General features: G+C 30.4%; 27 protein-coding genes, 1 pseudogene and 1 CRISPR repeat array. Of the genes and pseudogenes, 22 read left to right on the top strand and 6 right to left on the bottom strand.

Features of this window, described 5'->3' with window-relative positions:
- Window positions 1-71: 71 nt before the first annotated feature.
- The 8 genes from CVIC12175_RS06535 (at window position 72) to serC (ending at window position 5,775) form a co-directional block, all read left to right on the top strand.
- Window positions 72-536 (top strand): hypothetical protein, encoded by a 465-nt coding sequence (locus CVIC12175_RS06535; protein WP_086315942.1) that lies wholly within the window; start codon window positions 72-74, stop codon window positions 534-536.
- Between the two features lie 115 nt (window positions 537-651).
- A complete protein-coding gene (locus tag CVIC12175_RS06530; protein ID WP_086315941.1) occupies window positions 652-894 on the top strand; it encodes a hypothetical protein in 243 nt (80 codons plus the stop codon).
- A gap of 56 nt (window positions 895-950) precedes the next feature.
- Complete coding sequence (locus tag CVIC12175_RS06525; RefSeq protein ID WP_086315940.1) at window positions 951-1,415, top strand: hypothetical protein; 465 nt, start codon at window positions 951-953, stop codon at window positions 1,413-1,415.
- Between the two features lie 140 nt (window positions 1,416-1,555).
- Window positions 1,556-1,966 carry a Fur family transcriptional regulator gene (locus CVIC12175_RS06520; protein WP_086247339.1) on the top strand — a complete coding sequence of 137 codons (411 nt, stop codon included), beginning with the start codon at window positions 1,556-1,558 and terminating at the stop codon, window positions 1,964-1,966.
- An 84-nt stretch (window positions 1,967-2,050) separates the two neighbouring features.
- The gene (locus CVIC12175_RS06515) at window positions 2,051-2,818 is read left to right on the top strand and encodes a hypothetical protein (protein WP_086302643.1); all 768 of its coding nucleotides are present in this window, start codon (window positions 2,051-2,053) and stop codon (window positions 2,816-2,818) included.
- The gene (ubiE, locus tag CVIC12175_RS06510; RefSeq protein WP_086302641.1) at window positions 2,819-3,532 is read left to right on the top strand and encodes a bifunctional demethylmenaquinone methyltransferase/2-methoxy-6-polyprenyl-1,4-benzoquinol methylase UbiE; all 714 of its coding nucleotides are present in this window, start codon (window positions 2,819-2,821) and stop codon (window positions 3,530-3,532) included.
- Window positions 3,529-4,689 (top strand): exodeoxyribonuclease VII large subunit, encoded by a 1,161-nt coding sequence (gene xseA, locus CVIC12175_RS06505; protein WP_086256582.1) that lies wholly within the window; start codon window positions 3,529-3,531, stop codon window positions 4,687-4,689. Before ubiE ends, xseA begins: the two co-directional genes overlap by 4 nt.
- 9 nt (window positions 4,690-4,698) lie before the next feature.
- Window positions 4,699-5,775, top strand: a complete 1,077-nt coding sequence (gene serC / locus CVIC12175_RS06500) for a 3-phosphoserine/phosphohydroxythreonine transaminase (protein ID WP_086256583.1) — start codon at window positions 4,699-4,701, stop codon at window positions 5,773-5,775.
- An 85-nt stretch (window positions 5,776-5,860) separates the two neighbouring features.
- Here serC and CVIC12175_RS06495 read toward each other — a convergent pair whose 3' ends face one another.
- On the bottom strand, window positions 5,861-6,226 hold the full coding sequence (locus tag CVIC12175_RS06495; protein WP_086315939.1) for a hypothetical protein: 366 nt from the start codon (window positions 6,224-6,226) through the stop codon (window positions 5,861-5,863).
- Between the two features lie 88 nt (window positions 6,227-6,314).
- Entirely contained in the window at window positions 6,315-6,911 is a 597-nt protein-coding gene (locus tag CVIC12175_RS06490) for a peroxiredoxin (protein WP_086256585.1), read from the bottom strand.
- Between the two features lie 168 nt (window positions 6,912-7,079).
- Here CVIC12175_RS06490 and accD point away from each other — a divergent pair, with 168 nt between their 5' ends.
- Genes accD through recO form a run of 6 tightly spaced genes read left to right on the top strand, consistent with a single transcriptional unit; the run spans window position 7,080 to window position 11,303 of the window.
- Complete coding sequence (gene accD, locus CVIC12175_RS06485) at window positions 7,080-7,952, top strand: acetyl-CoA carboxylase, carboxyltransferase subunit beta (RefSeq protein WP_086249002.1); 873 nt, start codon at window positions 7,080-7,082, stop codon at window positions 7,950-7,952.
- On the top strand, window positions 7,952-8,398 hold the full coding sequence (locus CVIC12175_RS06480; protein ID WP_086249003.1) for a 23S rRNA (pseudouridine(1915)-N(3))-methyltransferase RlmH: 447 nt from the start codon (window positions 7,952-7,954) through the stop codon (window positions 8,396-8,398). The genes accD and CVIC12175_RS06480 overlap by 1 nt, the downstream gene beginning before the upstream one ends.
- A gap of 11 nt (window positions 8,399-8,409) precedes the next feature.
- The gene (gene dksA / locus CVIC12175_RS06475) at window positions 8,410-8,766 is read left to right on the top strand and encodes an RNA polymerase-binding protein DksA (RefSeq protein WP_086247331.1); all 357 of its coding nucleotides are present in this window, start codon (window positions 8,410-8,412) and stop codon (window positions 8,764-8,766) included.
- Window positions 8,767-8,776: 10 nt separating this feature from the next.
- Window positions 8,777-9,769 carry a hypothetical protein gene (locus CVIC12175_RS06470; RefSeq protein ID WP_086255622.1) on the top strand — a complete coding sequence of 331 codons (993 nt, stop codon included), beginning with the start codon at window positions 8,777-8,779 and terminating at the stop codon, window positions 9,767-9,769.
- Entirely contained in the window at window positions 9,769-10,707 is a 939-nt protein-coding gene (locus tag CVIC12175_RS06465) for a tRNA dihydrouridine synthase (protein ID WP_086256586.1), read from the top strand. Before CVIC12175_RS06470 ends, CVIC12175_RS06465 begins: the two co-directional genes overlap by 1 nt.
- Entirely contained in the window at window positions 10,689-11,303 is a 615-nt protein-coding gene (gene recO, locus CVIC12175_RS06460) for a recombination protein RecO (protein ID WP_086249006.1), read from the top strand. Before CVIC12175_RS06465 ends, recO begins: the two co-directional genes overlap by 19 nt.
- Before the next feature lie 114 nt (window positions 11,304-11,417).
- Window positions 11,418-12,189: a CRISPR direct-repeat array (repeat unit 37 nt; unit sequence GTTTCAAACCGAGTTGGTTTGTGGTATAATTTGCAAC).
- A 210-nt stretch (window positions 12,190-12,399) separates the two neighbouring features.
- Here the strand turns inward: recO and cas4 are convergent.
- From cas4 to CVIC12175_RS06440, 4 genes and pseudogenes are all read right to left on the bottom strand, one after another.
- A complete protein-coding gene (gene cas4, locus CVIC12175_RS06455) occupies window positions 12,400-12,966 on the bottom strand; it encodes a CRISPR-associated protein Cas4 (RefSeq protein WP_086255620.1) in 567 nt (188 codons plus the stop codon).
- Window positions 12,967-13,182 (bottom strand): annotated as a pseudogene (locus CVIC12175_RS06450) (hypothetical protein); the annotation flags it as partial. It lies immediately after the preceding gene.
- Between the two features lie 174 nt (window positions 13,183-13,356).
- Window positions 13,357-14,193 (bottom strand): CRISPR-associated endonuclease Cas1, encoded by an 837-nt coding sequence (gene cas1 / locus CVIC12175_RS06445; RefSeq protein ID WP_086256588.1) that lies wholly within the window; start codon window positions 14,191-14,193, stop codon window positions 13,357-13,359.
- Entirely contained in the window at window positions 14,174-18,010 is a 3,837-nt protein-coding gene (locus CVIC12175_RS06440; RefSeq protein ID WP_086315938.1) for an HNH endonuclease domain-containing protein, read from the bottom strand. The genes cas1 and CVIC12175_RS06440 overlap by 20 nt, the downstream gene beginning before the upstream one ends.
- Before the next feature lie 242 nt (window positions 18,011-18,252).
- On the opposite strand from CVIC12175_RS06440, the gene csx20 reads away from it, so the two are divergent.
- The 8 genes from csx20 to CVIC12175_RS06400 are packed head-to-tail and all read left to right on the top strand — an operon-like array spanning window position 18,253 to window position 24,263.
- On the top strand, window positions 18,253-18,630 hold the full coding sequence (gene csx20 / locus CVIC12175_RS06435; protein WP_086256590.1) for a CRISPR-associated protein Csx20: 378 nt from the start codon (window positions 18,253-18,255) through the stop codon (window positions 18,628-18,630).
- Window positions 18,630-19,004 (top strand): hypothetical protein, encoded by a 375-nt coding sequence (locus CVIC12175_RS06430; protein ID WP_086255616.1) that lies wholly within the window; start codon window positions 18,630-18,632, stop codon window positions 19,002-19,004. Before csx20 ends, CVIC12175_RS06430 begins: the two co-directional genes overlap by 1 nt.
- Window positions 18,976-19,815 carry a CRISPR system precrRNA processing endoribonuclease RAMP protein Cas6 gene (gene cas6 / locus CVIC12175_RS06425; protein ID WP_086315937.1) on the top strand — a complete coding sequence of 280 codons (840 nt, stop codon included), beginning with the start codon at window positions 18,976-18,978 and terminating at the stop codon, window positions 19,813-19,815. Before CVIC12175_RS06430 ends, cas6 begins: the two co-directional genes overlap by 29 nt.
- Entirely contained in the window at window positions 19,805-21,340 is a 1,536-nt protein-coding gene (gene cas10, locus CVIC12175_RS06420; RefSeq protein WP_086315936.1) for a type III-A CRISPR-associated protein Cas10/Csm1, read from the top strand. Before cas6 ends, cas10 begins: the two co-directional genes overlap by 11 nt.
- Entirely contained in the window at window positions 21,333-21,671 is a 339-nt protein-coding gene (gene csm2, locus CVIC12175_RS06415; protein ID WP_086302637.1) for a type III-A CRISPR-associated protein Csm2, read from the top strand. Before cas10 ends, csm2 begins: the two co-directional genes overlap by 8 nt.
- Before the next feature lie 9 nt (window positions 21,672-21,680).
- Entirely contained in the window at window positions 21,681-22,313 is a 633-nt protein-coding gene (csm3, locus tag CVIC12175_RS06410) for a type III-A CRISPR-associated RAMP protein Csm3 (RefSeq protein WP_086302636.1), read from the top strand.
- Window positions 22,273-23,220 carry a type III-A CRISPR-associated RAMP protein Csm4 gene (csm4, locus tag CVIC12175_RS06405; RefSeq protein ID WP_086315935.1) on the top strand — a complete coding sequence of 316 codons (948 nt, stop codon included), beginning with the start codon at window positions 22,273-22,275 and terminating at the stop codon, window positions 23,218-23,220. The genes csm3 and csm4 overlap by 41 nt, the downstream gene beginning before the upstream one ends.
- Window positions 23,217-24,263, top strand: coding sequence for an RAMP superfamily CRISPR-associated protein (locus tag CVIC12175_RS06400; RefSeq protein WP_086315934.1), 1,047 nt, complete (start codon window positions 23,217-23,219; stop codon window positions 24,261-24,263). The genes csm4 and CVIC12175_RS06400 overlap by 4 nt, the downstream gene beginning before the upstream one ends.
- Window positions 24,264-24,268: the final 5 nt, after the last annotated feature.

Genomic DNA, 24,268 nt, shown 5'->3' with positions numbered 1-24,268 from the left:
AAGCTACTTAATTTTTAAGTAGCGATTTGTTACTTTTATAACAATTTAATTAATATAATTAGGAGGTGTTTGTGATAACATTAAAAGGAAATTGGAAATGTGGGTGGGCATTAGATTTGCATACCTTAAGTAGCGTGTCTTTAAGGGGGGGGCATTTTGATAATAATCGTACCAAAATAGGTCAAATGGTTTATGATTTAAAATATAACAACTCTATCTCCAATCAAGATAAAATCCAATTAGTTGAAAATTTAGCGTTTACTGCTGCTAATTTTTTAAAAAATGAAATTCTGGTTACTCCTTATATATGGGTTATTGCTCCGGTTCCATCTTCAAAAGATAGAGAGTTACAGCCAGTATATCTATTAGCTGATAAAATAGCATATTTTCTTAATCGGAAAATCGATGGTGAATATATAAAAAAAATTAAAAATACTAATGAATTGAAATCTATAGAAGTTTTAGAAGAAAGACAGAAGATATTAGACGGTGCTTTTATTTGCGATAAAAGATACAAAGGAAAAAAATACTTTTAATAGATGATTTATATAGAAGTGGTGCAACTTTAAATGAAATTACAAAAACACTTTATACGCAAGGTGAAGTTGACAATGTGTATGTTTTATGTTTTACAAAAACTAGGAGTAAAAAATGAATAATGAAAAAGTTTTTATTTCAGGATCTCTTTCTATAAAAGCATTACCCAAAGCAACTGAAGAAACTATAGATAAAATAATGAATAAGAATGCTGAAATTTTGATTGGTGATGCACCTGGTATAGATAAATTAATTCAGAAATATTGCTTCAAAAAAAAATATGATCGCATCACAATATATTATGTAGGCGACAAAGCAAGAAATTTAGAAAATGAAACTTTTGCTATAAAAAAGTAAATATATCAGATGAAGATAAAACAGAAAAAGCCAAGCAAAGTCGAAAAGATATTAAAATGACAAAGGATTCTACTTATTCTTTTGTAATTTGGGATGAAAAAAGTTCTGGTAGCTATGCTAATATAATGCGTTCATTAGAAGAAAATAAATATGTCAAAGTGTATCTAGCTTCCTCCAACAAATATATTCATTCAAAAGAGCCTAATTTTAAAAACGAGATCAAAGATATATATACTACAAATAGTGGATTTACCAAAGAAAAATGTTTAGAGTTGCTTAAAGAAAGCTATCCAGAGAATTTAAATTTAAAAAATAATAATACATTTAATGAGTTTTTAGTAAAAAATAAAATATTAATGAAAGATGGAAAAAAATATATTCCAACAGATGAATATAAAAATTTTTTTATTAAAAAAATATATAAAGGTAAATTTGATAATTATAATTTTACTAATGATCTTTTTGACCAAATAGATAAAATAATTAAATCACAAAGTGAACCTTTGCTGCCGCTATTATGATTATGTAAAGATATTATTAATTAATAAAGTAAAATAATATTTATATACAAATTACAAGCAATAAAAAATATTAATTAATAAAGTAAAATTTAAATATTTTTTTGATAAAATTAGCCCATTTTAATTAAGAGGAAAAAAGTATGGATTACATGGAGCTTTTAAAACAAGCTAAACTTAAAGCCACTCCACAGAGGCTTTGTGTATTAAAGATACTAAGTAATCACACGCATCCTACTATAGATGAGCTATATGAGCAGATAAAAAAAGAACACCCATCTATATCACTTGCGACTGTATATAAAAACCTCAATACACTTATAAATGAAAATTTAGTAATAGAAGTAAACAGTCCAAATCAAAAAGCAAAATATGATATCTACGAAAAACCTCATATTCATTTAGTATGTAGTAGTTGTGGCAATATCGAAGATATCGGTGCAAATGATGCGCAAATGATTGCATATCAAACACATCTAGAGCAAAAGATTGGCAACTTAATTAATAGATTAAATATTGTAGCTAATATCTCAAACTGCTCAAAATGCTGTTAAATTTAAAGCCCCTGTTGCGGGGTTTTAAAGCTATATTTTAGTAGTTTTAGTGTAGAATTTCCCACTTTTATTCAAGGAAGAATTTTGCAAAATATCAGCTATCTAGAGATCACATCTAAATTACCAAAACTAGGTGATAAAAAACTATATTTTGGTGTTGATATTAGTGCTTATGATGGCGTTAGATTGTTGATTTTACAAAAGTTATTTTTAATTAATGAACTTAGAAAGCTCTATTTAAAAGATAAAGATTTTACACTATTAATTAAGATTAGTGAGCATTTAATAGCTATAAATGTACTTATTAATAGCTTTGATTTTATATTTGATAAGCTTGTTGTGGCTAAATTTAATAAGCTTTTAGGTGATATTTTGCCAGCAGTAAGCAGAGTTTATCATACTTTATCTAAAAAAAATATTGAGTTACATGATGATCTAATTCAGATTGATAGTTATTTTGATAATGGATTTGAGTCTCTTTGTTTTGAGTTAGAAATTTTTTTATATGATACGCACTCATTTTATTGCGTTTTAAACTCATCGATGCATAGCTGTGCAGCATATGTAATTCGCAAAAAAATTGTAAATTTAAGAGAAAATATAAAAGATAAAAATGTATTAAAATCAAATTTACTTTATGAGCTTTTGGTTCTTGTTGCTATTTTTGAAGAGCTTTTTCATATGGGTAAATTTAGGTTAAAACTGGCTAAAATCTCTGCTTTTAAAGATAAATATAGATATTCAGATAAAAAATCTATAAAAAAAGAGTTAAATAAAAAATTAAGCAAATTCGATAAAAAGCTATCAAAAATATCTAAAAAATTAAAACCACATTACAAAAAGGAAGACTAAGTGCAAAATCAAGATAAAATTATAAATATGTTTAATGAAATAGCTCCTACCTATGATAAAGCAAATAAAATTTTAAGTTTTGGTATAGATGCTTCTTGGAGAAGTTCAGCTTGTGATTTAGTGTTAAAGAATTTTAAATCTACGCTAAATATTGCTGATGTAGCTTGTGGTACTGGAGATATGATTAAAGCTTGGAAAAGTAGTGCTAAAAAAGCAAATTTAACTATTGAGAAGATTACTGGAATAGATCCAAGCAAAGAGATGCTAAAAGTTGCTAAAGAGAAATTGCCAGAGTGTGAGTTTATCGAGGCTAAGGCTGATGAAATGAGTCTAAACTTAAATACTCAAGATATAGTTAGTATAAGCTATGGAATTAGAAATGTTGTTGCTAGAACTCAGGCTTTGCGTGAGTTTAATAGAGTTTTAAAAGTTGGTGGCTATTTAGTTGTTTTAGAATTTACCAAAAGAGATAAAAACGGCCTAATAGCAAAGATTAGGGATTTTTATCTGCATAATATTTTGCCTATAATTGGCGGATTAATAAGTAAAAATAAAGAAGCCTATGAGTACCTGCCTAAAAGCATTGAAGGTTTTTTAGACTCAAATGAGTTTTGTCGTGAGCTTCAAGACAATGGTTTTGAGATAGTGATAGTTAAGGGATTTAGCATGGATATTAGCACTATGTTTATTGCTAAAAAGGTTAAAAATATATGACAGTAAGCGATCTAAATGAGTCGGCTAAGGCGTTATTAGAGTCTCATTTTAATTCTGTAGAGGTTGAAGGCGAGATTAGCCGTTTGATTAAACATAATAGTGGCCATTGGTACTTCTCTCTTAAAGATGAAAGATCAACTATTAGCGTTGCTATTTATAAATTTGCCAATCAAAATATCAAATTTGAAGTTAAAGATGGTATGAAAGTTACGCTAATTGGTAAGCTTTCAATCTATAGCCCAAATGGTAGCTACCAATTTATAGCTAGCCGTATTATTCCAATTGGCATAGGCGAGCTTGAACTTGCATTTAATCAGCTCAAAGAGCGTCTAGCTCTTGCTGGATTATTTGATAAAATGCATAAAAAACCACTACCAAAATATCCAAGCAAAATAGGAATCATTACAAGTGCTAGCTCAGCAGCATTTGCTGATATGTATAGAGTTATTAGCAATAGATATATTTTACCTAAGTTTTATCTATTTAATTCCTTAGTTCAAGGAAATAGCGCTCCAGCAAATTTAATTAAGATGCTAAAACTTGCTGATTCTATGGAGTTAGATGTAATTGTCATTGCTAGAGGTGGCGGGTCTAAAGAGGATTTGTGGTGTTTTAATGATGAGGCTCTAGCCTATGCAATTTATGAAGCTAAAACACCTATTATCTCAGCCGTAGGACATGAAATTGATTATAGTATTAGTGATTTTGTAGCTGATCACAGATCTCTTACGCCTACTGCTGCGATGGTTGATCTCTTGCCTGATAGCAATGAACTTCATCAAAGACTCGATATTATTCAAAATACTCTTGAAGCGATTATATCATCTAAATTCAACAAATGCGAAAGCTATCTGAATTTAGCCAAAGCACAGATAAAATCTAAAGCAATAGAACAAAAAATCAACTTAGCTACTCTTACTTTAGATAGTTTTAAGTCAAATTTAGATAACTTTTTACACAAAAAATTTAATTTAGCTCAATCAAAAATTGATAAATTTGAGTTAGTTTTTAAAAGACAAGAGTACTTTTATAAGGTAACAAAAAATATGGCACATATTATAAAAGATTCACAAATTATCTCATTAGCTGAGTTAAAAAGCGGAGATGAGATTACTATTAGTTCACAATATTTATGCAAACAAGCAATAATAAAATAAGGGGATAAAATGAGTAGAGTTTTAAATTTTAGCGCTGGTCCAAGTGCGATTCCATTAGCAGTTTTAGAGCGTGCACAGGCTGAATTTACTGATTATCACGGTCTTGGCTTTAGCATTATGGAGGTTAGCCATCGTGGCAAGGTATTTGAAGAGTTGCATAATAATGCAATTGCTAAGGTTCGTGAATTTTATAATATTGGCGATGATTATGCAGTTTTATTTTTACAAGGTGGAGCAACTTTACAATTTGCCCAAATTCCATTAAATATCTATGCTGGTGGCGTAGCTGAGTATGCAAATACTGGAGTTTGGACGCAAAAAGCAATTAAAGAAGCAAAAATCCAAAATATCAATTATAAGGTTGTTGCTAGTAGCGAGGATGTGAAGTTTGATCATATTCCTAAGGTAGAATTTAGCGATAATGCAGATTATGGATATATCTGTTCTAATAATACAATATATGGAACCCAATATTCAACCCTTCCAAGCCCAAAATGCCCACTGGTCGTAGATAGTAGTTCTGATCTTTTAAGCCGTGAAATTGATTTTAAAGCACATAATATTGGACTATTTTATGGTGGAGCGCAAAAAAATGCTGGTCCAGCTGGTATAACTATTGTTATAGTTAAAAAAGATTTAGCCGCAAGAGTTAAAGATAGCGTTCCTACGCCACTTCGCTACACTACACAAATCGAGGCTAACTCTTTGGCTAATACGCCGCCGACTTTTGGAATTTATATGTTTGATTTGGTGCTTGACTGGATAAAAGAGCAAGGTGGATTAAGTGCTATTAATAAGATAAATATGCAAAAAGCCGCGATGATTTATAATCAAATAGATAGCTCTAGCTTTTATAGAGGGTTTGCTAAAAAAGATTCTAGAAGCTTGATGAATGTTAGCTTCACTACAGATAATGCTGAGCTTGATATGAAATTTGTAAAAGAGGCTGAAGAAAATAGTATGATAGGGCTAAAAGGTCATAGGATTTTAGGTGGTTTAAGAGCCTCTATCTATAACGCTGTAAGTCTGGATGACCTAAAAACTCTATGTGAATTTATGAGAGAGTTCGAGAGAAAAAATGGCTAAATGAGTCTGTGGCGTCTGATATGAACGCCACTTTTAATCTCTATAATATATCTAAATTTTAAAAATTTCAGCTAAAATAATCTTATCAAGCTTGTTGTTTTTCACTCTCCGTTATTTTCTTTTGCAGCTCTATAATCTGGGCGTTTATAGCTGATATTTCCACCATTATGGCTGAAGCTTGATTTGATAGCTCCATTATCATATTTTTAGAATACTCATTTTGATTACTGCTTAGAGCTTTTACCTTCTCTTGAATTTTGCTTAGCTGCTCTTGAAGCTTTTTGAGCTGTTCTTGTAACATTTCAAGTGTCTCTTCTAGTTTTGAGCTAGAGCCACTAGGGTCAGCTTTTAGCAGAGTTGGCTGGGCATTTTTCTTAGCTGATAGCGTATTTGCAGGTTTTTGATTCTCTGTTAGAGAGTTTAAATTTAAATTTATATTGTTAATTTCCATCTGATCCCCTTTTAAATTTAAAAGTAAATCGGATATTTTAGATTATTTTGAAGTTAGCCCCAAAAAAAGGGGCTATTTTGTGAGTTAATTATAGTTTGTCGCCATCTGTAGAAAGGTAGTTAGCAACGCCTTCAGTTGTAGGTTTCATACCTTTATCGCCTTTATTCCAGCCTGCCGGGCATACTTCACCATGCTCATTTGTAAATAGCATTGTATCTACCATTCTTACCATTTCATCAATATTTCTACCTAGCGGTAGGTCGTTGATTACTGCGTGGCGAACTGTGCCATCTTTATCTAGTAAGAAGCTACCTCTTAGAGCAACTGCCTCATCAAATAATACATCAAAACCTCTTGCCCACTCTTTTTTAAGGTCAGCTACTAGAGAGAATTGTACTCTACCGATACCGCCTTGTTTAATATCTGTTTCTCTCCATGCAAAGTGGCAGTATTCATTATCTGTGCTAACGCCGATAACTTCAATGCCTCTATCTTTAAATTCTTGATATCTTTTGTCAAAAGCGATGATTTCGCTTGGGCAAACAAATGTAAAATCTTTTGGATAGAAAAATACTACTGCACCTTTTGGTCCAATGTTTTTATATAGATCAAAATTTTCTTCAATTTGACCATTGCCTAGAACTGCTACGCCACTTAGTTGTGGTGCTTTATTAGTAACTATCATACTAAATCTCCTTAAATAATTTTTATGAATTGCGAAATTGTATCTATGTAAATTTAACTATAATTAAACACAGATAAAACAATCTATAAAATAAATTTAAAAGTAATAAAAATATGAATTTAAAGAAAAATTTGATATAATCGCCCAATTTTTTATTAAAGGAAAAAAATGCTAGGTGATTTTTTTTCAAAAATACGCAAAAAGCAATCTCACCCAAGTGAAGCCCCAAGCCACTGGGTAAAATGTAATAGTTGTAGCTCTTTGATGTATTTTAAAGAGGTTGAAGCATGTTATAATGTCTGTCCAAAATGCGGATATCATATGAGACTTAGCGCTCAAAAAAGAATAGAATTAATTAGCGATGTTGGAAGCTTTGTTGAGTTTGATGCAAATTTAAGACCAATAGATCCATTAAATTTCGTAGATAAAAAATCATATAAAAAAAGAATTGAAGAAGGTCAAAGTAAAAATGGCAAAACAAGCTCGGTAATCTCAGGAGAAGCAACAATTGATGGCCAACCTATTCAGCTAGTGGTTTTTGATTTTAGCTTTATGGGCGGAAGTTTAAGTTCAGTTGAAGGTGAAAAGATAACTCGTGCAGTTCGCAGAGCAATAGAAAAGAGAAATCCACTTATTATAGTAAGCGCAAGTGGAGGCGCAAGAATGCAAGAGAGTACTTTTAGCCTTATGCAGATGAGTAAGACAAGTGCTGCTTTAAAACTTTTAAGTGATAATAGATTGCCATATATCTCAGTTCTTACTGATCCTACGATGGGTGGAGTTTCAGCCTCATTTGCGTGGTTAGGAGATTTGATTATTGCTGAACCAAAGGCTTTAATAGGTTTTGCAGGTCAAAGAGTTATTGAACAAACTATTAAAGCAAGCTTGCCAGAGGGTTTTCAAAGAGCTGAGTTCTTACTGGAGCATGGATTAATAGATGCTATAGTCCCAAGAGATGAGCATAAAAAATATCTTAGCGATATGATAAGATTTTTTATGAAAAATGATAATTTTTACAGCCCAATTAATGAGGCTATTTAGTGCAAATTTTAGTCCATTGCCTACAAAAACTTAGCGATGATAAAGAGCTAAAAGAGTATATAAAGATGAGTAGTAAATGGGCTAGCATTAAAGAGATTAATAAATTTAGCCCACAAATTGCTAAAGCTCAAATTCAAGGCCAAGCCGCATCGCATAGAGCATATGAGGAGGCATATAAGCCTTGTTTAAATGGTTTTTGTATTGGACTTGATGAGCGTGGCGATATGCTTGATAGTTTTGAGTTTGCGAAGCTATTAAAAGATAAAACGCAAATTTCATTTTTTATAGGCGGGGCTTATGGTTTAGGTGATAATTTACGAGGGAGAATGGATAAGCTAGTAAGCCTATCAAGGCTAACTTTTGCGCATAAAATTGCTAAGCTTGTCTTATATGAGCAGATTTTTCGCGCTCTTTGCATTAATGCAAATCACCCTTATCATAAATAAAAAGGAGTTATATGAAACAAAGCGAATTGGACTATTTTAAAGAGTTACTTTTAGAAAGAAAAGAACAAATTCAAAGAAATATTAATGATGCAGCAAATGAAATAGATGGCCTTAGACAAAGTGGAGCTACTGATGAGTTTGATTTTGCTAGTATTAGTGCAGATGAAGAACTAGAACACTCTATATCGGCTAAACAACAACAAGAGCTTAATGAAATTGATCAATCTTTAAAAAAGATAGAATCTGGTATTTATGGCATTTGCGATATGTGTGAAGATGATATTGATATTGAGCGTTTAAAGGTTAAGCCTCATGCAAGATATTGCATTACATGTCGTGAAATTGCAGAAAAAACTATAATAAAATAGGAAGGATAAGATGAAAACTAGAAGATTTTTTCTATATTCTATTATTTATATCGGTCTTGTTTGGTTAGGGATTTTCTCTTTTGCTAATCAAAATTATGCTGTTAATATTTTTGGGTATAATATAGATTTTCCTATTGCTACATGGGTTATATTGCCTTTGATTATGTTTGTTATCTTAGCTATTTTTCATATGAGCTACTACGGATTTAAGATATATTTAGAGGGTAGAGCTATGAGAAGCGATGCTCAAATTTATAATGTTTTAGCTAAGGAGATTTATCTTGGTTTAGAATCAAATAAAGATTTTAAAACCGATCTATTTACCGCATCTAGCGAAGTAACTAAATCGCTATCTCCGTGGTTAAATTTAGGCAAACCAACCTTGCAAAATGATGATTTAAGAGCAGCATATGAGTTATGCAGTGATGTAAAAAGCGGCAAAGTGTGTGATTTAAAAAGATTTAAACTTTTAAAAACAAATCCACTATATATCCAAAATGAAAAAAATAAGATAATGGCTGATTATAAATATGCTATTACAGTTTTATCAAATAGTGATATAAACGAAGAGTTAAAGGCTTTGGCATCTAATGCATTAGTAGAAAATGGCTCATTTTTGGAATTATCTAAATTTAATCCAATATACACAGTTAAGGATGTTTTTGTTTTAATAAATAGATATGCTCAGGATAAATTTGAGATTAGCACCAATGATATTTTTAATATTATTAGCAAGGTTAAATTTACTCAAGATGAGTATATCCAAATAGCTAAAATTTTAAAAACTAAAATCGAACCAGATCTACTTATATCAATGTTTGATCGCTTAAGAAATGAAGAATCACTAGCATTTGAGGCCTATTTATATCTACTGTATGATTTTCAAATGATTGAGCAATTAAGAGAGAAAATAATGAATGAAAATAGCAAATTTGAACGCATTGAAACCTTGCTATTTTTAAGAGATCATGGCAAAATCGCTAGAGCGGATCTATTTTATTAATGATAGATTTTAGCTCTAAGCCACTATTTTTAGCCCCATTAGCGGGCTTTTCTGATCTGCCACTTCGCACTTTAGCTAAGAGATTTGGGTGTGATTGTACTGTTAGTGAGATGATTAGCTCAAATGCCTTTGTGTATGAGCATGATAAGACTTTATCAATGATTGAAAAATCTCCACTAGAGACCCCTTATATAGTTCAGATTGCTGGTAGTAATAAAGATATAATCGCTAAAGCTGTAGATATTTTAAATCAATTTGATGGAATAGATGGAATAGATCTAAATTGCGGCTGTCCAGTTCCAAAAGTCATAAAGCAAAATGCCGGCTCAGCTCTTTTAAATGATCCAAAGTTGCTTTGCACTCTTATAGAGACTATTAAAAATAGATCTAATAAACGCTATACTTCAGTTAAAATTCGCTTAGGATTTAATACCAAAATGGCTCACGAGATTGCGCGTGATCTAGCTAATGCTGGGGCTGATTTTATCTGCGTGCATGGTCGCACTAGAGCTGGTGGATATAGCGCACCAGTGGATTATGAAGCAATAGCAAGAGTTAAATCAGCTACTACTATTCCTGTTGTAGCTAATGGCAATATAGATATTAATAATTATCAAGAGGTTTTTAAGATTACTGGTTGTGATGGCTTGATGATCGGGCGTGCTAGTATTGGTTCTCCATGGATATTTAAAGAGATTAAAGAGAATCAAAGTATAAATCCAGATGAGAAAAAGCAGATAATCAAAGAGCATTTTGAGCTAATGCTTAAGACTTATGGAGATCATGCTATTGGGATATTTCGTAAGCATTTACATGAGTATTCTAAGGGAATTAGTGGAGCTAGTGAGTTTAGATGTATGGTAAATCAAATTCATTCAGCTGAAATTATGAGAGAGCAGATTGATTGTTTTTTTGACCCATGCAGGGCTATATCTTAAAGGTTCAAAAGGTTAGAGATGAGGACTGCTTGGTTACGATTCTCTCACCAAATAAGCAGATAAAATGCTATAGATTCTATGGCGCTCGCCATCCTATAATAACGCAAGGTTTTAAGCTAGACTTTGAGCTAGTAGAGAGTAAGACATTTTTACCACATCTTCGCTCTACTATGCATTTAGGATTTAGCTGGCTTATTGATAGAGATAAGTTATTAATTTGGCAAAATTTTATGCGTCTTTTAGCTGATCATTTGCGAGATGTAGAAGATAGTGATGAGTTTTATTATAACTTATTAGAAAATTGTGCGAAAAAATTCCACCGCCAAAATCCTATTAGAGTCGTGCTTGAGGCTTATGCTATGATTTTGCAGTTTGAAGGGCGATTGCATTTAGATATGAGTTGTTTTATTTGTGATGGAAAGCTAGGTGATGAGATTGGTGTAGGTAGGGCGTTTTTGATCGCTCATCCTGCTTGTATTGGCAAAAATGCATTAAATAAAGATAGTATTATTCGATTTCTTAGTACTTCTTCGACTGCTCATTTGAGTGATTCGCAGATTAAAGAGCTATATTTTATCCTTCTTGAGGGATTTTAATATTATTGCAAAAATAAATTTATAAAATTATATCTTTAACTAGCTAATCTATTTTGATAATAAATTTAATATAATAGTAGATAATATTTAAATTTGATTAGATGTTTAGATTTGTTTTCAAACCGAGTTGGTTTGTGGTATAATTTGCAACCGCTCATTATGCAGTTATGGCTGGTTTAACTAAATCCATGTTTCAAACCGAGTTGGTTTGTGGTATAATTTGCAACTAAAGACTTTTGTTAAATTATCCCAACTTGGCTCTTTTGTTTCAAACCGAGTTGGTTTGTGGTATAATTTGCAACTAGAATTACAGAGCTAAAGCATAAAGGCTCAAACTAGTTTCAAACCGAGTTGGTTTGTGGTATAATTTGCAACCAAAAGATGGAACTACCGCAACTCCTTTATCCGTTAGGTTTCAAACCGAGTTGGTTTGTGGTATAATTTGCAACGAGGCAATTAGCGAGTATAAAAAAGAGAATTTAGGCGTTTCAAACCGAGTTGGTTTGTGGTATAATTTGCAACGGTATTTTAGGACAAGATGATACTGTATATATGGAGTTTCAAACCGAGTTGGTTTGTGGTATAATTTGCAACTGATTTTAAAGAGCTTGAAGAGTGGTATTTTTCTACTATGTTTCAAACCGAGTTGGTTTGTGGTATAATTTGCAACATTAGCTACAAGTGTAAATGAGCAAATCACAAATGTGTTTCAAACCGAGTTGGTTTGTGGTATAATTTGCAACAAGCAGATGCAATTAAAACAGCACCTATGATAATGTTTCAAACCGAGTTGGTTTGTGGTATAATTTGCAACACCATGCGAAATTAAAGTCGATAAAGGACATTCTTGTTTCAAACCGAGTTGGTTTGTGGTATAATTTGCAACTGAGCCAAATTTAGCCTATTTTATGGGCGTTTGGCTATGGTTTAGAGGTATTAATTTTTCCACTTTGAAAAAAAATGCTAAAAATAGCAAATTTGTGGAAAAATTTAGTTATAATACAAATGCAAATTATACTACAGATTAACTCTTTAGCGTTTGAAATCACCTAAAGGTGTTAACAGATCGGGGCAACTGCCTTTGGCACCCCCGGTATTATTCTCTATCATCACAGTAGTTTTTAAATTCACACTGCATACAAGCAGCTATACTAGCGCAACTTTGTGGAAATAACTCTTGATTTAACATTTTATTAATCTTATCTATCGTGCTATTAAATTGAGCTAAATCATCGTTTTTTATATCAAATATCTTAAATTTAAGATTATTACCGCAAATTAGCATTATCTTAAAAAATGGCTTATTAAAATGTTTACTTGCTAGTTTTGAGTAGGCTATAAGTTGCATTTTAGTCCCTTTATTTAGTATTGGCTTGGTTTGATTTTTAAACTCAGCTACGATTATTTCATTTTGACACTCTAGCACCAAATCTGCTACTCCTTGCATAGATAAATCTTGTAGATATAGATTACTATGTGCTTTTATAATTGGTAGTTTAAATTTAATAAATTTTCTATTTTTAAATAGCTCATTTTGTTTATTATGATACTGTGAGCCTGAATTTACATACTCTGGATATACTGGTTTGATATCGCAAAATGTATAAAAATATAAAATCCTAGGACAAAATACAAACTGTCTAATATGACTAACTAAAATCATCTAAATAATCTCATATGTTTTACTCTCAAAATACTCTTTGGTATAGCCTAAAGTATCATTAAAATCTAAATTTATAGATGTGATAATAGCTTTATCTTCTTTAGTGCAATATTTAGATAAAAGCTCTTTAATAGCGAGTTTTTCAGCTTTGCTTAGCTCCCCATAAAATACTGATTTTTGCACAGCTAAAAGCCCAAAATCTTTTAGTCTTTCAAATAGCTTGGTTCTGTTTTATTATCTTCTATATCGTAACAGATTAGATATCTCATTTACCACCTAAATATATATGATTTATACTTGCTATCACCGCAAAAAAATGCTGAAATTTTATATACTTGGCGTTGGATAATACTTTCTAGGGTAAGCTTTTTGTGATTATAGGTAAGCTTTTTATTTAATGAATTTAGTATATTTGAAGCTATTACTTTTTTTTAATTCTGCATTTAATTCGCCTTTGAGAGATGAGCGAATTTTAATAATATTTCTATCTACTATAAAGCTTCTATACTCCTCCATAATATCTAAAGCCAAAGATGGCTTAGCACTTCGCATAGTATGCAAAACTCCAAAATATGGATTTAATCCGGCATTTATAATGCTTTTATAGATTATGTTTAATAGTATAGCATAGCCGTAATTTAAAGCTTGGTTTGATATTTCGCTGCTTGCCCTTTTAGTACGGTGTTCAAAACTAGATGGTAAAAGAGAGTTAAATTTAAGAAATTCAAAATATTTATGAGCAGCATTAGCCTCAATGCTAAATATATCATTTGTATCTATGATTTTTGAGCTTTTTAGTGTATTGATTGCTTTTTGCATACTTATTAATGTTGCATTTTTTTGTTCGTTATTTTGATTTCTAGAAAAGTATAAAATTGTGGAGCGTTGATTTTTAATCTTGCCGATTATTAACTCTTTGGCTAGTATCAATCCTTTGGCATTATCTTTGGATGAAAATTGCTGTTTTAATACATTTACTCCTTTATGTTCATAAAGTGTATGAGTAGCACTAAATGTATTAAAACTTTGATAAAAAATCTTTATCCCACGCACACTGCAAGCAAAAATTAAATCGCTAGAAATGGTTATGCCATTTGAATTTATAGATATGGTTTTTAATGATTTAAGGGCTATCTCTTTTATTATCTCTTTATTTTGATATATTACTATCCTTTGAGATTTTAATCCTAAAAATAGCCCAAAACTATTAAGAACTAGATGTTTCATCGATTAAATTATCTAGCATTATTTTTTGATGTATAGCCGATGTTTGAGTGCAATATTTGATTATTAGGCTATCTTTTGTATCTTTGATTATGGTTATTTTCTTATCTCTTGGTTTTCCTAGTAGCTCTTTAAATTCACCATTTAAATATTTATCTATAAACTCATCACGACTAGTTTGGTCAAGTAAATTATAATCTCCAATTTGGCTTTTATCAAATTCAACCTCTATATCGTGTCTATTAGCTTGAGAGATTATAAACTCAAGTTTTGTAATAGCTGATGGGAGATTTTTGATTACTAGGAGTTTGTAAATTTGCTTTATATTTTTAGATTTTGATTTAATTATATTTATTATATCTGCTATTTTACAAGGCAGTATATTTTTGCTAAAAAATGGAATTTTGATTATATTTTTACTATCTAAATCTATATATGTTTTAGTAGCTATAGCTGAATTGCTAAGTCCAGCATATCCGCCATTTTGCCTTATAATATAGTTAGGGCTTTTAATTGCTTTTATAGGCAAAGAGTAGATTATACGAGATTTGTTTCTACTTCTTTTGGCTTCTTTAGTATAAAAACACTCTTTAAACAGCTCTTTTATCTCTTGATGTTTTAATATGTTTTTGTCATCTTTTATCTCTATAATCTTGCTTTCATTAGCTTTTAAGATATGGTAGAATTTATCGATATTTTTTGTTTTTATTTTTGTATCTGGTTCTTTTAACTCATTTTTATTGGTAAAAAACATACTACTTTTATCTTTGTCTTTTATAATAGCAAATATATCTTTTCGTATATAAAAAGATAGATGATCATCTAGAAATTTGAGTTTATTTAATAATTTAATATCGCTATCATTAAAGGCTTTAAATAATAGATCAAAAACTTTATGTGTGCTTATATAAAATTTACTTGATTTTAAATCGCTAGTTATTGCAACCTTTTTGCCATTTTCTTTAGTATGCAAAAGCCCAAGGTCAAGCAAGATACTAGCTTCTTTATCTTTTAATATATTGGCATTTTCATAAACTAGCGAATACACACCATCATCAAATAGCTTTTTACGAGCTATTTTATTAGAGTTTAACTCTAGATATTTTTTGCTTTGCATAGTTATCTTATTGCTATACTCTGGCTTAATATGATTATAATCATACTTAAATTCACGCTGACCTTTTGAGTTATTTATAAGTTTGCTATTAGCGTAATAAAATACTATACTAGCATCAATGCAGTGGCTATGGCTATCTTGAATTTTAGCTTTTTGTAGCTCTTTATCTTCTTTGCTTAATTCATTTCTAATTGCACTTACGAGTTCTGCATTAATAAAATTAACGCTAAATTCAAGATTTTGATTTGAACTATTTAGCCTATCTTTTATCTTTTGTATTAAAAGATTTACAAAACGCTTTTGAGTTCCATTGGAGTGGGTCTTGATTCTATCTAGTTTTAGAATTTCAAGTGCTTTGGCAAAACTATTTGAATCTTTATAAAATAGAGCGTGCCTAAGTGCGATCTGTTCTAGGCTACTAAGATTATCAAAATTTGTAAATTTATTAATATTTATCTTTGCCACCTGTGTATCTATAAAATTTTTAAATTCATCAAGATTTTCTACCTTTATTTTTTCATAGATTGAGTCTAGATATTTTTGGTGTAAATTTTCTAAGGTATAGCTTTGATTGCTCTTTTGTAGATTGGCAGTGGAGCTAGCTGGGATTAAATTTGCTCTAGAATTATATAAGCCTTTAGAACGAGGCAAGATATGATCATACTCACAATTGCTTTCATCTATTTTTTGGCCTGAGTATGGGCAAATTATCTCTTTAGCTTTTTGGCGTTTGCTTATTAAATTTAAGTTGCTAGCACTATTTTCAAAACTAAATTTATTCATCTCTACATTTATAGATATATATGAGATATCTTGCAAGATTTCTGGCTTAAGAGCGGTGCTAATTTCATACGCTAGACGATTTAGAACAATCTCTATTTTGCCATTGATAAGCCTAGCTGAGTTAGATGGTAGTCTAGTGCAAATAGCATTTTGCGAGCCAGAACGAATTAAATTTTCTAAAGTATGACATTTGCAAGTCTTTAAAAATCCACGATTTTTCTCATCGTAGATTATATCTCCTAACTGGCTTAGATAGTTGATATTTGTATTTAAATTGCTTTTATCAAATGGGAGCTTAAACTCAAATATACTATTGTGATTACTGATATTTTGAGCGACTTTTGGATATAGCTCTAGGATTGCTTGGATATCTTTATCGTTAATTTCATCATTATTTAGATTGTGATAAAAGCTATTTTGATAACTCTTTTTTAATTCGTTTAAATTCTCAAAAAACCCTTTATAGCCCCTATTGCCTTTTATCTTATTTTTTAGCATAAATTCTTCAAGGCTAATTACATCATCTTTAGTAATATTTTTACCAAAAAGAGCTGATATAAGCTCATTTTTATTTCTATTTTTATGTGGTGTATTTTTGCCACACGGAATTAATAAATCATTAGTTATTATTCCTTTTTTTGCACTATCTACTTCGTTATAGTATCTCCTAGCAAACTCTTTAAATTCTCTAATTTCATCACTATTTAACCTAAAAGTATCAGCAAATATTTTGCTATTATTATCAAGAGTTCTTGGATATAAAGCTGTATCCATTAGGCTCTCTTTTGAGATATCTAATACTCTTTGTAAATATTTAGCGATATTATTTTCATCTATATCATTAATGCTAATTAACTGACCATTTTCATCTCTTCTTATATGCGTAAAATCATCACTATTTAAAATTTTATAAGTTGAATTTACTAGACTTGGAGTAATTTTGTCAATATTTAGTATTAAAGTATTGCATTTTTGTGGATTTTTATTTTTACGATTTTCGTATGGCGGGATAGTAATTACTGGGTCAATGCTTTTTAGATACTCTAAAGCTGATTTTGTCTTTAAAGAATTTAACATATTTAGTTTATTACTTTTTTGTATATCAGTTATATACTCCATATAGTTGATATTTCTTATTATATTTTTCTTTAGTTTTGCATCATCAAAATTTATATTATCTAGATATTTATTATTAAAATACCTTCTTAAAATTCGAGTTTGGAAATTTGCAATATTTCCAACAAAATTATAAAATTCATCTAAATTATCAAATTTATCAGATTTTTGAATTATAAATTCGCAATCTTTATAAATTAATTCTTTTATATCTTTTAAGTAGCTAATTCTATGTTTGTTATTTTTATCAATTTCATTGCGAATGCTTTGAAGTAGGCTTTGTATATTTTTACTAGCTTTTATAGCTTCTTTATTCTTTTTATCTATATTGCTTAGAATTTGACTTTGAGTTTCTAGTATCTCTTTAATTTCATCATTTGAGTGATCTACAACTATCTCATTTAGAACTTGTTCAAACTCATCTTTATTTTTACTAAGTCCAAATATATATCCATCTAAACTATTTAAAAATTTAACCACATCATCATCTAGGCTTTCATTAAATTCGATATTGTGATAGTTAAAGCCACGATTTTTAAAAAGTCCATAAATCATCTCTTTTTGACTTTGACTCAAGCTATTTATAGGCAAAATCTCATTAAGTAATCTTAAGATAAATCTATCTCTATCATAACTACGCCTAGCATGGCGACGAGCGGTTCTATCGTTTTTAGAAAATGTTAAATTTTTATCAAAATATATATTAAACGCATTTTTATAAACTATAGAATCCTCATTTGTGATAGCGATAAATACGCCATTATTTGCAGCACCCATATCGATATTTATAGATAACTCATTCATAAACAACTCCAACGATATAAACTATTTAGATTTTAATAAAATTTAACTTACAAAGATTTAAATCATTAAATAAGCTTATCAATTTAAAGAAAAATTAATAGATTTAGATTATAACTAATGCAATAAAAATAGTAGCCAAATAAGCTTTATAACATAAAAATAAAATTATTAATAAAATTTAATTTTTAAATTATTTTTAACATAATATTTGATAATATTTTTGATTGTTTTTAGGATGGGATTTGGCTAGGCTATTTTTATTAATTTCACATACATTATCACCTGAGCAGATTAATGATGCTAGAATTAGCCTTGGGGTTAGTAAGATTATCAAATTTGACAAAGAGCTAATGGCTAAATGGATGAATATTCCGCCCAAGATTAGTGATTTGAGCGAGTATTTAGCTGAGTTTAGAGAAGCTTTATTGTCATGTAAAGCTGGGGATTTTATCTTAATACAAGGGGAATTTGGCGCTACATATCATATGGTAAATTATGCCAAAAGTATAGGATTAAAGCCAATATACGCTACTACTGCTAAGGATTCTAAAGAGCTAATTCAAGATGGAATGACTAAAAAAATTTCCATATTTAAACATATTAGATTTAGGGAGTATTGATGGAGATTTTAAAAGAGACTATTGAATTTATAGAGTTTTTAGATTATATTACGATTGTGTTTGCATTTTTTGCGATGATTGGGACTTTTGTTAATTTTTTTTACCGCCGTAAAGACTCTAAGCTAATTAAAATTTATATTAAATTTCCAGATAACTCCACAAGACTAGTACCATATCATATTACTAGACGTAATTTTACCCGTTCTGAGCTATTTGGAATTTTAAGAGCAATTGATAAGGAAGGAAGCTTTAATATTAAATATACATCTACGCCAGAATTTTTTGATGATGTTTTGCAGGTGCAAAAGGGTAAAAGCGATGAGATTACTATAAGGCTTGAAACAGATGATAAATTCAGCTGGGCTGAGATATAGCGTTATTTTAGTATCAATTCCTAATAGCAAGGCGCCATTTTTTATAGGTTCGCAGATTAGAGGTGCATTAGGATATGCGCTAAAAAGAGTTACATGCATAAATCCTAAATTTACTTGTGATAGCTGTTTTGGATCTAAAGAGTGCTTGTATTATGAGTTTTATGAGTTAAAAAATAGTTATCGTAATTATAGGCTAGATTTTAGGCTAGGGCAGGCTGGGTATGAGTTTAGATTGTATCTATTTGAAGATGCATGTAATAGCGTAGCATATATGGTATCAGCTCTATATATTATGCTTAGCCAATATGGTCTTGGAGGGTGTAAATTTAGCGATTTTAATATCTTCGTTAATGGGCATAATGTACTAGAAAATGGAGCTATAATCTTGCCTAATGAGCTAGTAAAAGTGGCTAAATTTGATAATTTTAGCAGCGTGGTTAATCTTAAACTCATCACACCATTACGCATTAAAAAATTAAATCGTTTTATAAGAGATGATAGTTTAGAACTACGAGATATTTTAATCTCTATTTATGATAAAATCCAAAAAATTCAACATCTAAATAGCAGATATGATATACAAACTTCAGCACAAATTACTAATAAAAATCTACGATATTGCGAGTTAAGAAGACATAGCAATAGGCAAAAAGTTAGTATGAATTTAGGCGGATTAATTGGCAATATAAGGATAGAAAATCTAGATTTGCAAAGCTATCAAGCATTAAAACTAGCAGAGATTTTAGGCGTAGGAAAGCAGTGTGTTTTTGGTTTAGGTAAGATTGAAGTGGAGGATATAGATGGAATTTAGCGATATTTTTAATACCAAATTTTTACAAAATCCAATTTTTGCAAATTTAAATAATGAGCTAAGAAATTTGGATATCAATACTATTTTAAGCGATGAGATGAGTATTGTTTGTGGTGATTTTTATGGGATTCAAAGTTTTATATTTGATGGACTTGGGGCTAAAAATGCAGCCAAGGTAATCCGTGCAAAGTCAGCTTTTGTGCAGATTTTTACGCAGATTATTGCTGAGTATATCGCTAGAGATGGCGGTTTGATATTATCAACAAATGCTGGTAAATTTGAGATTTTAATCCATAAGAAGTTAGAGCATATTAAAGATCAAATAAAGTATATACAATCCCAAATAGATGAGTTTTTTATAGATAATTTTTATGGGCTTAGTGGTATGAATTTAGTAGCATTTAGTTGCAAAGAAGATGATTTTAAATCTCCTATAAAATATCAAGAAATGCGAAGCAATATAGCCAAAGAGATTGAAAAAAAGAAATTTAATAAATTTACCCTTCAAACTCGCTCTAAAGTAGTATTAAACTATGATAACTCTATAACCAATCAAACTCTTTGCCCAATATGCAATACTCGAAAAATCGCTATAAATAATCACCAATGCTATATTTGTGATGCATTTATAAATTTAGGTAAAGTATTAACAGATAAAAATACTAAAAGCATAAGCGCAAAAAAACTTCACATAAATTTCGTAGGCGATATCAGTATAGATTTAGATGATAAAATCCGTTCATATGTAGCTAGCAAAGATGGAGTTATTAAAAGCTTTGAAGAGCTTTGTAGTAATGATTTTAACGCTATTGGAGGCTTTAAGGCTGATGTTGATGGAATGGGTGCTTTTATCCAAAATAGTAGCATAAAAGATAGCTATTTAAATTTTAATATGTTTGCTAAAAATATTGATTTATTCTTTTCACTCTATATTCCTCAAATTATTCAAAATGAATTTAAAGATAGCTATGTGGTATTTGCTGGTGGAGATGATCTTTTTATCATTGGACAGTGGCAAAGCACGCTTGATTTAGCCAGACGAATTAGGGCTGAATTTATTGATTTTGTAAAATCAAAAGAGCTTAGCATATCCCTTGGGATTGCACTTTTTAAGCCTAGTAGGCCTGTTAATTATCTAGCTCATCATTTAGAGGAGTTATTAAAAAATTCTAAAAATATAGATGGCAAGAACTCTATAACGCTTTTTAATAGTAGTGTTAAATGGAGTGAATATATAGAAATTTTTGATGAGTTATCAACGCTTATGGGGGATTTAGGCGATGATGATAAGATGGCGTTTTTTTATAGAATTTTAGATATTTGCGATATGAGTAGCAGATTACAAAGCAAATTTAGCCCACAAGATGCGCTATGGCGTTCAAAGCTAAATTATAGTTATAATAGAAATATAAAATCCAAAGATGAAAATTTACTACAAAGTCTAAATAAAAATATTGCTAAATCACCAAAAGCAGTCAAAATGGTAGTATCAGAATTAATATATAAAAGGAGAGAAAATGGATAAAATCGTGCTTGATTATATAAAAGAGCCAAATTTATTTGATAGTGTTGCAAAGAAAACGGCTGAGTCTTTAAAAATGAGCTCTACTCAGATGAGAAGGTTTTATGATTATTTAATTGATCTATTAGTAAAAGCTGATGAGAAAGATTTTAGCGAGATTTTGCCATTTATAAAAATGTTAAATTCAAAAGTAGCTTATGCATACGCTAGAAAGCATGCAACTATCGATTTTAAAAATATGATAGAAACTTGCGTTGCACAGGTAGATAGCAAAGAAAAGCTTATGATTTTTAAGTTATTTTTTGAAGCAGTTTTAGGTTTTGCTAAACGATAGGAGAAAAATATGAAAATAGTATCACTAAAAGGTCAAATAAGTCTAATAACAGGTCTGCATATAGGTGGTGGCGATGATGTTATGAAGATTGGCGGTATAGATAATCAAGTAATAAAAGACACACTAACAAATAAACCATATATCCCTGGTAGTTCTATTAAGGGTAAATTAAGAAGTTTATTAGAGTGGGATAGTAAAGTAGCTGGGTATAATAATGGAAATCCATTTGGTTCAAATTGCTTAAATTTAATTCCACAAAATGATATGGAAAAAGCACAAAATTTAATTAAACTATTTGGCGATAGTGCTAGTGAGTCTAAATTTGGCTTTACTAGAATTAGCATTGGAGATTGCTTTGTAAGTAGCGAATGTTGTGAGCTAACATTAAGTGAAGCTAAATATGAAAATGTAATCGATAGAATTAGTGGAAAAGCTCAACATCCACGCCAAATTGAGCGTGTTCCAGCTGGTATTAAATTTGATTATGATATTAGAATCAAGATTTTAGATGGCGATGATGAGAGTGCTTTAAAGGGATTAGTAACTCGTGGATTGGAGCTAATTGAAAGAGATTATCTAGGTGGTAGCGGCTCAAGAGGTTATGGCAGAGTTGAGTTTAGCAATAAGACAAATTGGTGCTAAGATGAATCTATATCAGTGTCAAATAAAGCCAATTGCCCCATTTGCTACTAAACTCAAAGGCGATACAATCTTTGGTCAAATTTGCTGGGCAATTGCATACAAATATGGCAAAGATGAGCTAGAAAATTTGCTAAATAACTATGAAAATAGGCCATTTTTGATAGTATCAGATGGATTTGCGCCTGGTTTTTTACCAAAGCCAAAAGCTCCAAGCTATATTTTAGGCGAAGATATGCTAACTAAAAAGCAAAATAGAGATAAAATCTGGCTAGATATTACATCTTTACAAAGTGCTAAGTTTAGCCATGCTAAAAGCAACGATGAAGCAAACTATAAAATAGTCGCTAACGCTACAATAAAAAACTCTATCAACTATCTATCTAACACTACTGGCGATGGATTTAGCCCGTATGCATTAATGGAATTTAATATACCTATTACGCAGATCTATTTTTTGCTTGATATTAATCAATTTAGCGCTAAAAAGCTAGCTCAAACATTAGAGTTTGTCTCACAAATGGGTTATGGTAAAAAATCTAGCATAGGCAAAGGTAGATTTGAAATAATCCAAGAGTTATCTCCAGTCTTAGAGCCATTTATTACAAATTCAAGTAGCTTTATGACTCTTAGTCCGTGCGTTATAGGAGGAGATTATGATGAGTGCTACTATGAGCCATTTACTAGATTTGGCAAACATGGTGCTCAATTAGCAGTCAAAAATCCATTTAAAAATCCAATTTTAATGGCTGATACTGCTGCACTTATAACTCCAAAAATTAGTGAGTTAAATAGCATAAAATCCAAAGGCTACATCGGCAAAGCAGTAGCTAATATCTCATCAAGTCAGCCAAATGCCTACTCTCAAGGATACGCCATAATAATATCAGTAGCCAAGGAGATAGGATGAAAAAATATCTGATTAAAGTTCAACCACTTACGCATTTGCATATTGGATCTGGAAGGGAATTTGAGCCGATAAACTACATAATAGATAGCTATAAAGCTAAAACTACAGATGATAAAACGGTTATTAGATACGCTCTTTATGAGTTTGATGAGATGGATTTTTATGCAAATTTAGATGAGAGCGCAAAGGATGAGTTTTTAAATCTTGCAAGCGCTATAGATGAAAATGGGCTTTTAAGAATTTATAAATTTATAAATAAACATAAAGCCACAGCCAAAAAATCCCATTATCACAAAATTGCCGTTGATAAAGCTGTATATGATGAGTATAATAAACGAATCGGCAAGATAGCAAATAAAGAAAAAGGTAATAAAAATGTGATAAATAACCTAGCAATATCTAAAACCTACACCGACCCAAATACTCACAAAGCCTTAATTCCAGGTAGTTCTATAAAAGGTGCCATCTCTACAGCTTATCAAGAGTTTTTATATAATAAATATAAAGATTACGATAAAGTTAAAAATTTAATGCTAGACCCGATTGATAGTAATATTTTTAAAAATCTATTAATCTCAGATAGCACTCAAACTGCTACAAAGATATTTAAAGTCCAAAATTTCAAAAGAAATATAAATAAAGAGGGGCTATCTATTAGACTTGAGCTATTAAGCGCTACAAAGGAGCTTGAGTTTAGTCTAATAATTAAAGATGAAAACAAGCTAAATATATCTGATATCGCACAAGCATGCAATGACCATTATTTAGAGATTTTTGACTCTATTGAAAATGATGCGATATATAGCCAACTTGATGATAAATTTAAAGATATATTTAATAATTTAACAATCAAAGATAATGAGTTTTTGCTTCGCATTGGCAAGCATAGTGGCGCTCGTGCTGTCACCATAAAAGGCAAACGCAAAATTGAAATTAAACAAGGTAAAAACAAAGTAAAAATCGCCGATCAAGAGACAACTATTTGGCTTGCAAATGGCAAACCATTAGGCTGGGTATTATGTAGTTTTGCAGAGATTAAATAGGAAAA

The sequence above is a fragment of the Campylobacter vicugnae genome (assembly GCF_002139875.1).
Lineage (GTDB): Bacteria > Campylobacterota > Campylobacteria > Campylobacterales > Campylobacteraceae > Campylobacter > Campylobacter vicugnae.
Note: the sequence above shows the minus strand (reverse complement) of the source record. Positions and strands in the feature narration are given on the sequence as shown.

Coding starts and splice junctions, on each gene's coding strand:
- CVIC12175_RS06530 (WP_086315941.1), top strand. CDS start 652: ATGAATAATGAAAAAGTTTTTATTTCAGGATCTCTTTCTATAAAAGCA.
- CVIC12175_RS06525 (WP_086315940.1), top strand. CDS start 951: ATGACAAAGGATTCTACTTATTCTTTTGTAATTTGGGATGAAAAAAGT.
- CVIC12175_RS06520 (WP_086247339.1), top strand. CDS start 1,556: ATGGATTACATGGAGCTTTTAAAACAAGCTAAACTTAAAGCCACTCCA.
- xseA (WP_086256582.1), top strand. CDS start 3,529: ATGACAGTAAGCGATCTAAATGAGTCGGCTAAGGCGTTATTAGAGTCT.
- serC (WP_086256583.1), top strand. CDS start 4,699: ATGAGTAGAGTTTTAAATTTTAGCGCTGGTCCAAGTGCGATTCCATTA.
- CVIC12175_RS06495 (WP_086315939.1), bottom strand. CDS start 6,226: ATGGAAATTAACAATATAAATTTAAATTTAAACTCTCTAACAGAGAAT.
- CVIC12175_RS06490 (WP_086256585.1), bottom strand. CDS start 6,911: ATGATAGTTACTAATAAAGCACCACAACTAAGTGGCGTAGCAGTTCTA.
- accD (WP_086249002.1), top strand. CDS start 7,080: ATGCTAGGTGATTTTTTTTCAAAAATACGCAAAAAGCAATCTCACCCA.
- dksA (WP_086247331.1), top strand. CDS start 8,410: ATGAAACAAAGCGAATTGGACTATTTTAAAGAGTTACTTTTAGAAAGA.
- CVIC12175_RS06470 (WP_086255622.1), top strand. CDS start 8,777: ATGAAAACTAGAAGATTTTTTCTATATTCTATTATTTATATCGGTCTT.
- CVIC12175_RS06465 (WP_086256586.1), top strand. CDS start 9,769: ATGATAGATTTTAGCTCTAAGCCACTATTTTTAGCCCCATTAGCGGGC.
- recO (WP_086249006.1), top strand. CDS start 10,689: ATGCAGGGCTATATCTTAAAGGTTCAAAAGGTTAGAGATGAGGACTGC.
- cas4 (WP_086255620.1), bottom strand. CDS start 12,966: ATGATTTTAGTTAGTCATATTAGACAGTTTGTATTTTGTCCTAGGATT.
- cas1 (WP_086256588.1), bottom strand. CDS start 14,193: ATGAAACATCTAGTTCTTAATAGTTTTGGGCTATTTTTAGGATTAAAA.
- CVIC12175_RS06440 (WP_086315938.1), bottom strand. CDS start 18,010: ATGAATGAGTTATCTATAAATATCGATATGGGTGCTGCAAATAATGGC.
- CVIC12175_RS06430 (WP_086255616.1), top strand. CDS start 18,630: ATGGAGATTTTAAAAGAGACTATTGAATTTATAGAGTTTTTAGATTAT.
- cas6 (WP_086315937.1), top strand. CDS start 18,976: ATGATAAATTCAGCTGGGCTGAGATATAGCGTTATTTTAGTATCAATT.
- cas10 (WP_086315936.1), top strand. CDS start 19,805: ATGGAATTTAGCGATATTTTTAATACCAAATTTTTACAAAATCCAATT.
- csm2 (WP_086302637.1), top strand. CDS start 21,333: ATGGATAAAATCGTGCTTGATTATATAAAAGAGCCAAATTTATTTGAT.
- csm3 (WP_086302636.1), top strand. CDS start 21,681: ATGAAAATAGTATCACTAAAAGGTCAAATAAGTCTAATAACAGGTCTG.
- csm4 (WP_086315935.1), top strand. CDS start 22,273: ATGGCAGAGTTGAGTTTAGCAATAAGACAAATTGGTGCTAAGATGAAT.
- CVIC12175_RS06400 (WP_086315934.1), top strand. CDS start 23,217: ATGAAAAAATATCTGATTAAAGTTCAACCACTTACGCATTTGCATATT.